Below are 13954 nucleotides of genomic sequence, written 5' to 3'. Positions count from 1 at the left end.
TAACTCTCTTAATCGGTTAAGTCTGTTGACGTTCCATCAAGTGGACGTTTTCTAAACCTATACAATCTGACTCTTGTTGCCTGAGCAGATGCGGAATCTCCAAAACTAAAATTAGTTAAGTTAACAGAAAAGTACACGGACTGATCGTAGAAAGTCAATTGGTTGTTCATGGTTAGCCCCCCAGGAAGAGCTCGTAAATTCATACTATAACCCAAACGATATTCCCAGTTGTGTAGATCAAGTTTTAAGGTCATCATAAACCGATTGATATTAAATACTGTTTTTTGCCTTTCATTTTGGCCTTTCGCACCTGTGCCCGACGCCAAATCTTCCCAAATCGTTGTTTGGTCGTAATTGGTTCCAGTTTGAGAGGTATACAATTCAGGACTAGTATTCATTGCATAGAATTGACCTTGAGCAAGCGCTGTCAGTCGCCAAGGTTCAGTGACACGTGAATCAAGTTCTAGTTCGATTCCTGAATATCTTGTTACCTTTACATCAGTTTTAAAGAAAAATCTATAACTATCTAAATAACTGTCTTTATAAACGTGATACCACGTAGATCCAATTTCTAAACTTCTAAAAGCGCGAATGATTGGCCAAGAGAATCCACCCATTTTATAAGAAAGAGTGAGGTTGTTTGATAATGATCTATTTTGAGGAGTGTGGTGGACGTAATCATTATTAATAAATATACCAGAGTAAAAATTTCTTTTTCTTTCTAAAAGGCTTGGTCTACGTGTTGTAAATCCATCTACAAAATCAAAAAATCCGCCTACTCTAACTACGGTATAATACCATCTTTGCATATTGGTAAGACCAGGATTATATGAACTTGAAAATTGTCTTAAATCTCTTATCGTTCTTACAGAGACATCCCAATCATTGAGTGCATAACTTTCCAGGGAAACTTCCGCCTCGTGTTGGCGTAAATTTCCAAGAATAGGATCTTTTGCTTCCGCTTTATCTGCATCCAAACGTCGGTAGGTAGTGGATAAGAAAATTTCAGGAATACCCATTCGAACCGTATGCGACTGCCTTACATATTGGTAGGATTGTTGTTTTAATAGTGTAGCGTAGGCTTTGTTTACGTCGCGATCTGGGCTATTCAAATCATTACCCGATCCCGGAAATTCCACAGTTTGTTTGGTAGCACCCATATAAACCGACGGTGTAAATGACATATAAGCACCCATAGTAATGGGAGATCGAAACCCGGTTTCACCAATTACGTTCGTTTGCGATCTTAATACAAAATCTTGGTATTGGCTTCTCGGATCCACTACACCAGTGGTTGGATTGGTCCTTTGTTGCGGAGGTCCATAAATTCGATTTATATTAGTTTGAAAAAACAAATCCCAATATATCGGACTACTGGTTCCTGGCACCAAACCAATGTTACTGGAATTTCTGATCGTGACGGCAGGTAACGTGTCTTGTGCAGCAAAGTATTGATTGGCTTGGATTTGGTAAACGAGAGTTCTACTCATCGCAATTCCAACACTCAAATCTCCACGGTTTTCCGTGTAGTTTAAGTTCCAGTTTAATAAGTTTCTAATTAAACCAAAACGAACATCTCTATAGGAATACAGAGACTGAAGGGAGTTTGATGGTTGGTAGCGGTTTCCAAATTCGTAATCAAATTGGCGATTACTATAGTTTTCATATTGAACTTGAACGTTTCTCGTATAATCGCGAGAAAAGTCGTTAAATTTTGCGTTTAATCGTAAGTCTGTTTTCCACCAAGGATCGTAGTTAACGCCTGTATTACGGTAAGGTAATCCAGTATTTGGAAACATTTCCCCTCGATCTACGTTATTTGTGACAGCAACGTTTCCAAGTCCACCATTACGAAACCTGTCCTCATATACTGGTGTGATCGTATTATTCTTATAATTTGCATAACCTAGATTGATATTGTAATTTAGGATGGGAGATACTTTCCACATCTCTAACTGTGCGGCTTGTCCCGTTTTTTCATACATGTCAAAACGAAACTTATATCCATTTGCAAGGAAAATGCTATTTGGATAGGAATCCGACCATTGGTAAGAGTTTTGCCAAAACCAACCTTGTGTATTGTTTTTACCAACTTGTGTTGTAACTCCGTTTCCTGATTCGGAATTGTATAACACAGGAAGCCAGAACATGGTTGTTCCACCTACCTTATATGAAACTCGGTAAGCAACAACGGATTTATCATCATGAATAATAATCTTTTTTGCTTGAAATGATTCGTGGGGAAGTTCCGCATTACAAGCAGTAAAGTATCCCATCTCCAAGAGGTAACGTTTTTCATCCAAACGTTTGATCTTTTGCCCAATGAAATAGGATGGGAACATACTTAATTTAGAATTATAAACAACACCTTGGTTGATTTTTAAGTCATAAATCATTCGGTCGCCGTTTACTTTTGCGGTTCCGTCTTTGTATTCAACTCCGCCTTCTGCATAGATCTCTTGGCGACTAGCATCGATGGAAACTGAGTCCGCGACTAATTCTCCCGAACGAATTTTTAATCGGACTTTTCCGCGAAGTACAAGAACTCCACCTTTTGTTTTATCGATGTTTAAAAGTTGTCCTTCTGCTGCGTTTTGAATCTGAATCGGCGGACCTTTTTTGGTTTGTGTACTGAGAAGAGCTTCTGGAGTTAACGCCTGTTCTTCTTCTGGCACAAGGGCTTCTCTCAGTCTTTCTCTTTTGGTATAAATGGTTCCTGATGGATTCAGTCCTAAGTTTCTGAGATTGTCTTCTACTTCCCTGTCCGTCATGGAATCCACAGATTTTCTGACGAGTCCACGTTGTACTTGAGCTGTAGTTTGTTTTCTTTCTTCTTCTTGGGAGTTTTTGGGGGCACCAGACTGGTCTGGAAATATAAGTTTTAGGCTATTGATGTCCTGCGCCAGAATTTCCATTCCGAAGAGAAAACCATAAAATAATATAAGAAAACGAATGGATTTTTGCACAGTGGGCTTCGAAAGTATAGAACGACAGTTTTACACCTGTCGAAAAAATCAATGGAAAACCAGGCAGAATTTCCCTGGGGGATCTTGTATTTTACCGGAAAAAGAGGTTGCATAAGGATTCGTGTAATGGACATAATCAAATGGCTCAATCCTTGGGCATCCGGGAGTTTTCAATGGCAAAAACCTACTCTGGAGAGCGTATTCCTGGTACTTTGCGGTACAATCTCAAAGTGAGAGAGGGAAACACGGAACATAGTTTCGTAGTCCCAGAACCAGCAATCCAAATTCCCACAGAAGGTTTCGGACCAGATGAGAGTGCAAACAGGTTAGCTCTAGCAGTTCTTTTAGATTTCACCAAAAATCCGCAATTGTCTTTTTTATATTATAAAGATTTTAATTTTTTTTTGGCGGGTTTGTTTTTAGAAGACAATTGGATGTTACATTCTAGCCGAATCGAATTATTCTTCAAAATATTAGAAGAAACTCCTCATGTTTCAAAAACATTAGTATCCGGGAAGCGTTAACAATCGTTAGAGTGGTTTAATGATAGGAAGGGTAAAAAACCAGGAAGAGGATTCTTCATCCCTGTACATTTTGCCCTTATGTTCTATAACAATACTTTTTGTTACTTCTAATGAGTTCATTTGAGAAATTCCCTTCATTAAATCCTCTTCCCCGTTGTCTTTAATTTGGACGAGAATATGACTCGATCCATCTTCCTCTATTTGTTTCAAAGTGATGGTAATTTTTCTACCAATTGTATCTTCTCTTGTATTGACTCGGACTCTCGCATCTTGCATGAGATTGAGTAGGACTTGTTTAATTTTTTGTGGTTGGCAATAAGCCAAGGGAACATCACCCAACTCGATTTCGCATTGGATTCCTTCTTTCAAAAAATATTGGTGAAGGAAAGAACGAGTATCGTTTAAAATGGTCCCTAAATTGGAGTAATTCCACTGTGAGGAAGTGGATTGGGAATAGGAAACTAGGTTTTTGATAATTTTTGCGATTCTTTCCGATTCTTCTGCAATCTTACTTGCTTTTTCTCCCAAGGAAGGATTTCCCAATTTTTTAGCTTCCAATGAAATTAAATCTGCCAAATTGATAATTGATGTGAGTGGGTTATTGATTTCATGGGAAATTCCGGAAGCAACCAGTGCAATTGTTTCCCATTTTTGATTTTCCGCAAGGCGACTCTCCACATTCCGAATGTGTTTTTGTACTTGTGATTTATAAATAGCCATTTCTACAGATATATACAAATCACGGCTGTTAAATGGTTTAATTAAATAACCAAAAGGCTCCGTTGCTTTTGCACGGTTGATGGTCGCCTCGTCCGAATAGGCAGTCAGGTAAATGACAGGGATTTCTTTAGTTTTTTTTATGATTGCAGCAATTTCGATCCCATCCATAGGACCATTGATCATAATATCCATTAAAACTAAATCAAAGTGTTCGTTTTCAATATGTTCGATGGCTTCATTGGCATCCGAAACATAAATGGCATTATATCCATATTGTTTCAATGTGGAACAAATATTTATGGCTATGATCCTTTCATCCTCAACTACAAGGATTCTTTTAACATCTGTTCCTTTATCTGTACCCACAACTGTTGTCATATATTTTTAAACCGGATTCATCTATCAAATACAATAATAAGAGTTTGTCAACAGAATCCGTACAACAAATCTCTGTATTGTGGATGAGGATTTAAACAACGCGCAAAAGTCTGTGATTTTATCCCCCGATGGCCCGATCCTAGTCGTGGCAGGTGCAGGTACAGGGAAAACAAACACACTTGTCAATAAATTGGCGACTCTCGTTCAGAACGGTTTTGAGCCTAGTTCACTACTCCTTTTAACTTTCACGAGGCGGGCCGCCAAGGAAATGTTGAACCGTGCTTCAAAAAAACTAGACACAAGGATGATGGCAGTCAGGGGCGGAACCTTTCATTCTTTTTGCCACCAATTCCTTCGGAAGTATTCCCTAGCTGTTTCCCTCAATCCTAATTTTACCATTTTAGATGAAGATGATGCCACAAGCCTTGTTGGGATGGCTAGAGACCAGGTAGTATCCAAACAATCGAAAGTCCGGTTTCCTAAAAAAGAGACACTTACGGAAATTTTTTCCACTAGATTTAACTTACAAATATCATTAGAAAAGGTACTTCAAAGAGATTACCCTATGTTTCTTGGTCTAACGAAGGAAATTCAGGAAATTAAAACAAAATTTGGTGAACTCAAACTAAAACACAATTCTTTAGATTTTGATGACTTATTAGATTTCACACGAAAGATTTTAATGGAAGAGGAGTCGATCCGCGAACGTGTCGGAACTCAGTATAAATACATATTAGTTGACGAATACCAAGATACAAATCGTATCCAGGCACATATCGCATGTTTGTTGGCAAGTAAACACCAGAACATCATAGTGGTAGGAGATGATGCCCAATGCATTTACGGATTTCGTGGAGCCAACATTCATAATATGTTGGATTTTCCAAAGATATTTCCTAACACAAAAACAATTCATTTAACAGAAAATTACCGAAGTCATCAATCCATTTTGGATTTGGCCAATGCTATCCTTGATCAAAGCAAAGAGAATTATAAAAAACATTTAATCTCGCATAACCAGATTTCTTTTGAAAAACCCAAACATATAAAATTTGAATCGGCTGAAGAAGAAGCAGAATGGATCACAGATAAGATTTTGAAACTATATGAAGATAATGTTCCACTTTCTGAGATGGCTGTTTTATTTAGGGCAAGTTATGTTTCCAATCTTTTGGAAGTAAAATTAAGTGCGAAACAAATTCCTTTTCGTAAGTTTGGAGGAAAACGATTTTTAGATTTGGCACATGTTAGAGATTTACTTGCCTACCTTCGGATCATTGATAATCCAAAAGACATTCTCTCCTGGAATCGGGTTTTACTTTTGGAAAAAAATATCGGAAAAAAATATTCTCAAATTCTATATAAAAATCTGGAAAATTTTGATTTTTCCTGGCAAGGCATCGAATCCTCTTCTTCCTTTTATTTGGGCATTTCTGAAGGTGCAAAAGCCTCCTTCCAGAATCTAATTCGTTTGGTTCAACCACTGTCCAATCTCTCAGGAAATAGTATGGATATCGTGGAAAAAGTTTTATCCCACTACTTTCCAATTTTAGAAACGGAGTATGATGACTTTGAAAAAAGGAAACAGGATTTAGAGTCTTTGAGAATTCTAACAAAATCGACTCCTAATCTTTCCGATTATTTAGCCAACCTAACACTTGATCCCACTGAAAAAAAAGACACAAGCCCTATCGAAACAAAAGAAGATGAGTATTTAACTTTATCAACAATTCACTCCTCCAAAGGATTAGAATGGAAATATGTTTTTATTATGCAAGTGGTAGAAGGTAGTTTACCGAGTGCGAGAGTGAAAACAATCCAGGAACTAGAAGAAGAAAGACGATTGTTTTATGTAGCCATCACTCGCGCTAAACAAGGACTATACTTATCATCGCCAGTTTTTTCTGATAAAAACCGATTAACTACCATCAGTCGCTTTCTTTCTGATTTATCCAACCTTCGAGATTTGGTGGAAGAGATAGCCCCAGAATTCACAGAGAAACCGAAGGAGGAAAAAAAGTCAAAGATAGAAAACGACCGGTTCCAGGATATACAAAGATACTTTTTGAATTGATTTATAAAAAATTACCTTCTAGAATGGGTTTATCTTTGGGGGAATTATGAAATTTTCTTTTTGCAGTTTTGTTTGTGGAGTGGTTCTTTTGCCGATGTTTTTCTCTTGTGCTTCGCAAGATACGAAAGATGTCTCTGACACTGCGAACCAAGATTCGAAAACGAATTCACGAGCACTGAATCTGGAAGATCCCGAAAAAGGTGGAAAAAAATTCGGATGTATCGAAGGAAACTGCGTTAACGGCATTGGAAAATATGTATACGATAATGGCGATATTTACACTGGGTCTTTTAAAAATGACCTTAGGGATGGTGCCGGTAGTTTTCTCTATTCAGACGGAGAAAAATTCAGTGGTACCTACTTAGAAGATAAAAAACAAGGTCCCGGTGAATACAGTTTCAAAAATGGGGACAAGTATGTGGGAGAGTTTCAAAACGGACAAATCAACGGAAAAGGGACGTATAGTTTTAAAGATGGTAAATCTGTTTCTGGTGATTTCACATCGGATGGTCAAGAAGGTATCGGAGTTCTGACCGATGACGGTAAGGCAAGAAATTGTAAAATCGCAGGAAGAAAACTTCTCTGCGAATAAGCTTCACCTTACAATTGGCAGTTGGGACGTTTCCCTTCTGCCTTCGCCTTTTCCCATAAAACAAGTGCATTTGGCATAGCTGCGTTTAAGTTTTTCATTCTAGTGGCGTCAGAGGGATGAGTAGAAAGAAGTTCATTGGTTTTACTTCCACCAAGAGCACTCATATTTTTCCAAAGTTCCACACTTTGTCTTGGATCGAATCCCGATTTTGCCATAATTTCTAATCCAATCAAATCAGCTTCTGATTCGTGTTCTCTGGAAAATGGTAATAAAACGCCAAACTTAGCGCCTAGTCCAAGAGCTCCTGCCACAGTGGGTTTTCCTAGGCTTTCCAAAATTTTTACCGATCCACCGGCTAATTGGTTTTGCGAAACTCTTTCATTTCCATGACGTGCTATCACATGTCCAATTTCATGTCCGATGACGGCTGCTAGTTGGTCTTTGTTTTTTGCTACGAAAAACATACCTGTATAAACACCAATTTTCCCTCCAGGCAGAGCAAAAGCATTAGGTGTGTTGTCTCTAAACACAACCACTTCCCAGGAATCTACCCCCGTGGTATCTGTTGTGACTGCTAACTCAGCAGATACGATGCAGTTAACATATTGGTTGGAAGTGGTAGCAGAATCGATCGGAGTTTTTGTTTTCATTTCTGAAAAAGCAACAATCCCCATTTCGTTCATTTCTGCATCATTTACAAGGATGATTTGTTTTCTTCCCGTGGGTGAAGTGCTACATTGATTTAGGAAAGTAAGTGCTAAAAAAAATACTAATTTTCGAATCATTTTGCTTCCTGTTTGGCATAAAATTGTTTGATAAATGGGATTACATCTTCACTTCCAATGGGTTTGGATAACCAATAACCTTGAATTTTATCGCATTCGTATGACCTGAGAAGTTCTAATTGTTCCAACTCCTCTACACCTTCAGCAACAACCGAATAACCAAGGTCATGCGCCATATTGATAATAGAAATTAATAAAAAACTTTCCTTAGATCCTTCTTCCACGTTACTAAGAAAGGACTTATCTATTTTGACAATTGATAAAGGTAATTTTTCTAGATAGGAAAGCGAAGAAAATCCTGTTCCAAAATCGTCCAAAGCAACTTTAACTCCAATATCAATCAGATTGGAAAGAATTGGAACGGTCTCCGATAGATTTTTCATCGCTAAACTTTCAGTAATTTCAACTTGTAAAGAGGTGTATGGAATTCCTCTGCGATTGTGCAGATCCACGATCCAATGGAAAATATTCTGATCAAAAAACACTTGAGGACTTAAATTGACGGCAATGGAGATGGGAAAACCTTGTTTGATTTGAACTTCCTCTATTAAATTAGCTGCCTGTTCTAATACGAATCTTGTGATAGGGACAATTAAACCTGAATCCTCCGCGAGTGGGATAAATTCAGCGGGAGAAACCATTCCCCTTTGCGGATGTCGCCAACGAACCAAAGCCTCCCAATGCCCTATTCGATTTTCTTTTAAATCTAAAACAGGTTGGTAAAAAACAAAAATTTCATTATGGGTTAAGGCTTTCTTTAAATCATTTTGAATTTCTAATTGGAAATGGATTTTTTCCTGCATGGCTTGGTTGAAAACGGATACCGTTCCCACTTTTTGCGATTTTGCATGGAACATGGCAATCTCTGCATTTCGTAAAAGTACATCAGCATCTTTACCACCAAGTCCAAAGGCTGAGATTCCGCAGGAAGCAGTTAGGTATATTTCGTAACCACCCAGTGGAATGGGATCTCCTAACCTCTCAAGAAGTCGCATTGCATAACTAATTCCTTCATCAATAGCCAAAAGATGAGTTAGCAAAATCGAAAAATTATCGGCACCGAGTCTCGTGATGATAGCATCACTATCAGAAAATTGTTTTAGTCTTTCCGAAAAGATGACTAAAATTTGGTCTCCCGCCTCATTCCCTAATGAATGATTGATTCGTTTGAAATTATCAATATTAATACAAAATAAAATCGGATAACCAGTATTTTTCGCATTGTAAGCGAAAATTTTTTGTTCAATGCGTGCAAGAAATAAAGCTCTGTTGGGAAGTCCTGTTAGATTATCATAAAAAGCATCGTGGGTTAATTGTTGTTCTGCGAGTTTCCTGTCCGTAATATCATGATGGATTGCGATATATTGAAAGATAGAGCCGTCTTGCCTAGTAAAAGGAACGATCGTAGTATCCGCCCAATAGTCGCCGCCGTCTTTTTTTATATTTCTAATTTCGCCACGCCAAACGTTTCCTTTTTGGATTGTTTCCCAAATTTTAGCCCATTCTTCTTTTGTTTTGTCTGCCGATTTTAGAATTCTATGATTTTGTCCTATCAGTTCAGCGGTTGTATATCCAGTTGCCTTTGTAAATGCTTCATTGACATAAGTGATGATCCCGTTTGCATCAGTGATAGAAACAATATTGGCTTGGTCTAATGCAAATTTTTGGAGTTGGATTTCCTTTAAGGATTGGTATAAAAAAGTTTCTGTAGTGTTTTTTTCTTTTCTGTATACCAACTCCCTTCTTTCTCTTTCTAAAACTTCCGCTAGGCGAAGTAAGTTCTTACGATCAATGAGATCGTTAACACCCGACTTCATATAACTTAAGTTTTTTGTAAAATCTTCAGGGTCGCTGAGTAAAATAACAGGGATGTCAATTTTTTTATCATTTAGGTATTGGAGGTAAATGGGAATTTCCGAATGAAAAGGTTCTCTTGTGCTACAAATAATAGCATCCCAATCTTCTTCATGGACCGTTGTTTCCCAAGATGTATAGGATTCAACCACACGGTAAAGAGGACTTAGACCATTGGCCTTCATTTCTCTTACTAAATCAAAGACACTGTTAGAATCGTTTTCGAGTATTAAAACGCTGATTGGACTGCCCATTTTATTTGCCGAACTCGGCTATCTCTACATTTATGATTCGTAATTTTCTTAAAATCTCAACCTAAAAATGATTCGAAAAATCAAGTAATTTTCGTCCGATATGCAAAGTGCATCCGAAAACTTTTGAAACTACTTATATCAGAAAAGATTATTTAGAGCATGAACTGAGGAAATTACTCTTGGACATGAGTGATTTGGATTATAAAGGACTGAATGATTATGACAAGGGTGGTTACGATGGTTTTAACCAAGCAATCACTTTGGTTTTAAAAAGGCTACAAACCTAGGGTTTTTTCTAGTCAAAAGGGTTTTAAAGTCCATGCAACAAGTTTCCACAAAAATTCTTTACAAATTTGGCAAGTAAACAGATAGTATACGTGCCAGTAGGAAGTTCAATGAATTTCACAACAAAACAAGTTAAAAATCATACAGTTGTTACTCTTGAGGGTTCCCTCGATATTTATTCTGCACCCGCACTTAAAAAAGAACTCCATAAAATCATAGATGACGGGGCAGAATCAGTAGCAATTGATATGGTGAATATCAAACTATTGGATTCTTCCGGAATTGCTTTGCTTGCCAATCTTCAAAAGAAACTCAAGTCAGAAGAGGGTCAGTTTTTCCTTCTTAATGTCAGCCAAGATGTTATGGTCATTTTGAAGTTATCTAGTTTGGATAAATTCTTCACTATCTTAGGTGGAGAATCGGAACTTCCTTAAAATCCCAAATTTCTAATCTATTTTAAAGCCGAAATGACTTCACCTCAGTCCGAAGGATTGGGGATTCAGTAGATTTGGGACTTGTCCAGTCTCCAGAAGTATTTTGAATCCAACGGGGAGATTCGGCTCTCGTTCCGGAGTCAGTGACAATCTTTACAACTCCTCTATCACTGGAAACTTGGACAGAAACCACCAAATCGTAAGGAAGGTTCAGGCCAAAGGTCCCTAGTTGTAAAATTGCCAGGTTCCCTTCAATCTTCACTTCCTCGCAAATGACCTCTCTTCCATCTCGTAGCTTTACTTTCAATTTGAGTGGAACTTGTTGTGTCTGCTTTTTTGTAACCTGGGGAAGTTCCGCTGTTTTTACCTCAATCTCTCCCGTTTCAGGAACCAGAGGTATCTTTTCTTCCGATACAACAGCAGCTAACTTGGTTGTCTCTTCTTTGGAATCTTCTAGCGATACTCGGATATCTTCTTTGATTTGGTTGATTTCTTTTGTTTCCTCCGCAGAAAGGTTGGATGCCGTTTCCGCTTTTAGCACCTTTTCTATGATCACAGGTTTTAGGACTAAACTTTTTCCTACTTCAATGTTTTCGGCGGCTTTAGAATCGCCGAGTTTTGTAGCTTCTTCTTTAGAAAATGCCACAAGAGATTTGTTTTCTTGGTAAAAATTTCCAATGAGTAGTAATCTGCGGTTGGCACGAATTGCTACTTCTTTGTTTTCTTTCTGCTTAACAAGTTGGATGTATTCTTTAACAGCATTTGATGTTTTACCTAACTCTTCCATTGATCTTGCTTTGATATAGGATTGGTCTTTGGTTAAAACAGGAAGGGATTCTAAGGTTTTTAAAGTTTCTTCGTAATCTCCACTTTGGAATAACGAATATGCTAATTCATCAGGAGACTTTTTTTTGTTTTTTAGATCTCCTTTTTTCTTCTCCCCTTCTTCTAAAAAACTGACTAGAAGGCTTGCATTTTCCGCATAGTGAGTTCCTGGAAATAAATCAATAGCTTTAGAAAGTTTAAGAAATGCTTTTTCTCTTTCACCCATCATCACCAAACAATAACCATGATGAAGAAGTGTGAATGCCATCTCATCCGATAAAGAAGATGTGACAGACTCCTCTAATTCCTGATACTTTTTAGAGGCTATTGGATACTTTCTAGTTCTTTCCATATAGAATGCAAATTGCAATCGTATGATTGTCTTCTGTTGTTCTTCTAACTCTAAAGCTGGTTTAAAATTTAAAAAACGAACTGAATTAATAACGTAGAGGCCAAAACGGTCCTTCCAACTCATCTTTAAATCTAACCCTTCGGTCTCGGAGTTCATAATTCCAGATTCCAAAATGTTGACTTTTACCTCAGACATATAGTCGTCTTTGGAGAGGAACATTTGTTTCAATCTTTCTCTTAAAGTTTGAGAGGAAAGTTCGTAATTCATCAATTGATCACGAAGGATTCCAAATCGTAGTTCCTGTAACTTTACGCTCACTATAGACTCAGAGGCCAAAGCGAAAAAGAAAAACAGAATAAAGAAAAGTGAAAAAAAGAAAATCTTTTTCATTCCGGTACATCAAGGACAATCATAGTTACATCATCCTTGTATTCCTCATGTTTTTCTTCGAGTAATGCCATCGCTTTTTCTACAATTTCGGCATTGGAGAGGTGAACATTATTTAGAACTACTTCGGTAAATCGTTCTAATCCAAAAAGTCCACCTTCTTTGATGGGAGTTTCTACCACACCATCTGTATAAAGTACAATTTTATCACCAGGAAGGACTGGAAAAGAATCTAAAGAATACTGGATATCATCCCCCATACCCAAAGGTGGACCAGAACTATCTACATAGGTAATTTCTTTTGTAGATGGACGAACAATGAAAGGTGCGTTGTGTCCTGCATTGACAAATTTAACAACACCAGGCTCCTCAAAAACTACAAAAACTCCAGTAGCAAAAAAGGATGCTTGGAGACGATTGGCAATGACCTCTCCAAGTTGGTTGATTGCTTGGATTGCAGAATGATTTTCTTTCATAATGGCTTGTAATGACATTGCCATAACAACCGTTACTAGGGCCGCCGAAACTCCGTGACCAGATGCATCTGCCAAAAAGAATCCATAGTAATTTTTTTCAGGGAATTGGAAATATTGGTATAAATCTCCTGAAACTTCCCGCATAGGTCTATATAACTTACCAATGTTGAATTTTTTATACTTTTTCACAGAAGGCAAAAATAACTCTTGTACTTCTTTTCCAATTTGTAGTTCTTGATTGATTTCTTCATTAAGTCGAGTAATGGTTGTTACCTTGTTTTGGATCTCTTCTGCCATTAAGTTAAATGACTTTCCTAAACTATCTAACTCATCATTACTTTTAAAGTCCCAATTCACTCTGGATTCTAAATTTCCAAGAGCCATGTCTTTCGAAGCAATCTCCAAAGAACCGACCCGTTTGAATATGGCCCGATAAACAAGAACGGCAAAAATGATATGGAAGACAATCCCCCAAAGAACTGCATATCCAACTTGGATATAAAGTTGCTTCAATCGGTCTTGGATGGATGAGATATTAAAGTGGGTATATAAAAAAACTTCTTCGTTATTCGAAAGTTGTATTGGTAATAAAAAATCGACCGTAAAATCGGATTCATTTAAATCCAAACTATATCTTGCTTTGAATAAATTTCCTTCTTTATCAGCAGAGACTTCTTTTGTTTTTTTTAGAACTGATTCTGTAATGACTTTTACATCGGGTCCCGATTCTGGTTCGGATAACACAGTTTTGCCATTAGAATCGAAAATAGTAAAAGCATTGATCTCATATAATTTGAGTGTTTTTCGAAAGACCTCAAAGTTTTCATCTCGTTCTCTGGACAATCCAATCGTTTGGATATCAGTTAGAATCGTATTTGCGAGGTTTTCTGACTGGAATTGAAAGTTTTTGAGAAGCAAATCGGATTGATTTTCAAAAATCATCACCGTAAAAAAGATGATATTGAGTAAGGCAAGAAGGGAATAAAAGAGTCCAATCTTAAAGCGGAGAGAATTCGTCGTTTTGATTTTGCTTTTGTTCACGGCAATT

The 13954-nt window shown here is 37.5% G+C and carries 11 protein-coding genes; 5 read left to right on the top strand and 6 right to left on the bottom strand.

From position 1 onward, the window contains the following. Positions 1 to 8: 8 nt before the first annotated feature. Complete coding sequence (locus ND811_RS05715) at positions 9 to 2915, bottom strand: LPS-assembly protein LptD (protein ID WP_265351607.1); 2907 nt, start codon at positions 2913 to 2915, stop codon at positions 9 to 11. Positions 2916 to 3139: 224 nt separating this feature from the next. Between ND811_RS05715 and ND811_RS05710 the strand changes: the two genes are divergently transcribed. Continuing rightward, positions 3140 to 3490 carry a hypothetical protein gene (locus tag ND811_RS05710; protein ID WP_265351151.1) on the top strand — a complete coding sequence of 117 codons (351 nt, stop codon included), beginning with the start codon at positions 3140 to 3142 and terminating at the stop codon, positions 3488 to 3490. Between the two features lie 6 nt (positions 3491 to 3496). Here the strand turns inward: ND811_RS05710 and ND811_RS05705 are convergent, their stop codons facing one another. Beyond that, on the bottom strand, positions 3497 to 4588 hold the full coding sequence (locus tag ND811_RS05705; protein ID WP_265351150.1) for a response regulator: 1092 nt from the start codon (positions 4586 to 4588) through the stop codon (positions 3497 to 3499). Between the two features lie 79 nt (positions 4589 to 4667). Between ND811_RS05705 and ND811_RS05700 the strand changes: the two genes are divergently transcribed. Both ND811_RS05700 and ND811_RS05695 read left to right on the top strand, forming a co-directional pair. Beyond that, positions 4668 to 6662 carry an ATP-dependent helicase gene (locus tag ND811_RS05700; protein WP_265351149.1) on the top strand — a complete coding sequence of 665 codons (1995 nt, stop codon included), beginning with the start codon at positions 4668 to 4670 and terminating at the stop codon, positions 6660 to 6662. Between the two features lie 46 nt (positions 6663 to 6708). Beyond that, on the top strand, positions 6709 to 7254 hold the full coding sequence (locus ND811_RS05695) for an MORN repeat-containing protein (RefSeq protein ID WP_265351148.1): 546 nt from the start codon (positions 6709 to 6711) through the stop codon (positions 7252 to 7254). A gap of 8 nt (positions 7255 to 7262) precedes the next feature. Here ND811_RS05695 and ND811_RS05690 read toward each other — a convergent pair whose 3' ends face one another. Together ND811_RS05690 and ND811_RS05685 are read right to left on the bottom strand one after the other, a co-directional pair. Then, complete coding sequence (locus tag ND811_RS05690; RefSeq protein WP_265351147.1) at positions 7263 to 8039, bottom strand: M48 family metallopeptidase; 777 nt, start codon at positions 8037 to 8039, stop codon at positions 7263 to 7265. Next, positions 8036 to 10147, bottom strand: a complete 2112-nt coding sequence (locus ND811_RS05685; protein WP_265351146.1) for an EAL domain-containing protein — start codon at positions 10145 to 10147, stop codon at positions 8036 to 8038. The genes ND811_RS05690 and ND811_RS05685 overlap by 4 nt, the downstream gene beginning before the upstream one ends. 107 nt (positions 10148 to 10254) lie before the next feature. On the opposite strand from ND811_RS05685, the gene ND811_RS05680 reads away from it, so the two are divergent. Together ND811_RS05680 and ND811_RS05675 are read left to right on the top strand one after the other, a co-directional pair. Next, positions 10255 to 10434: a hypothetical protein gene (locus ND811_RS05680; RefSeq protein ID WP_265351145.1), complete on the top strand. Its 180-nt coding sequence runs from the start codon at positions 10255 to 10257 to the stop codon at positions 10432 to 10434. 108 nt (positions 10435 to 10542) lie between these two features. Beyond that, positions 10543 to 10866 (top strand): STAS domain-containing protein, encoded by a 324-nt coding sequence (locus ND811_RS05675; protein ID WP_002974097.1) that lies wholly within the window; start codon positions 10543 to 10545, stop codon positions 10864 to 10866. 22 nt (positions 10867 to 10888) lie between these two features. Here ND811_RS05675 and ND811_RS05670 read toward each other — a convergent pair whose 3' ends face one another. Both ND811_RS05670 and ND811_RS05665 read right to left on the bottom strand, forming a co-directional pair. Then, positions 10889 to 12433, bottom strand: a complete 1545-nt coding sequence (locus ND811_RS05670; RefSeq protein WP_322113441.1) for a tetratricopeptide repeat protein — start codon at positions 12431 to 12433, stop codon at positions 10889 to 10891. Next, complete coding sequence (locus ND811_RS05665; RefSeq protein ID WP_265351143.1) at positions 12430 to 13947, bottom strand: PP2C family protein-serine/threonine phosphatase; 1518 nt, start codon at positions 13945 to 13947, stop codon at positions 12430 to 12432. The genes ND811_RS05670 and ND811_RS05665 overlap by 4 nt, the downstream gene beginning before the upstream one ends. Positions 13948 to 13954: the final 7 nt, after the last annotated feature.

It is taken from the genome of Leptospira soteropolitanensis (assembly GCF_026151655.1).
GTDB lineage: Bacteria > Spirochaetota > Leptospiria > Leptospirales > Leptospiraceae > Leptospira_A > Leptospira_A soteropolitanensis.
The sequence above is the reverse complement of the archived record's forward strand: the minus strand, read 5'-3'. Positions and strand labels throughout refer to the sequence as shown.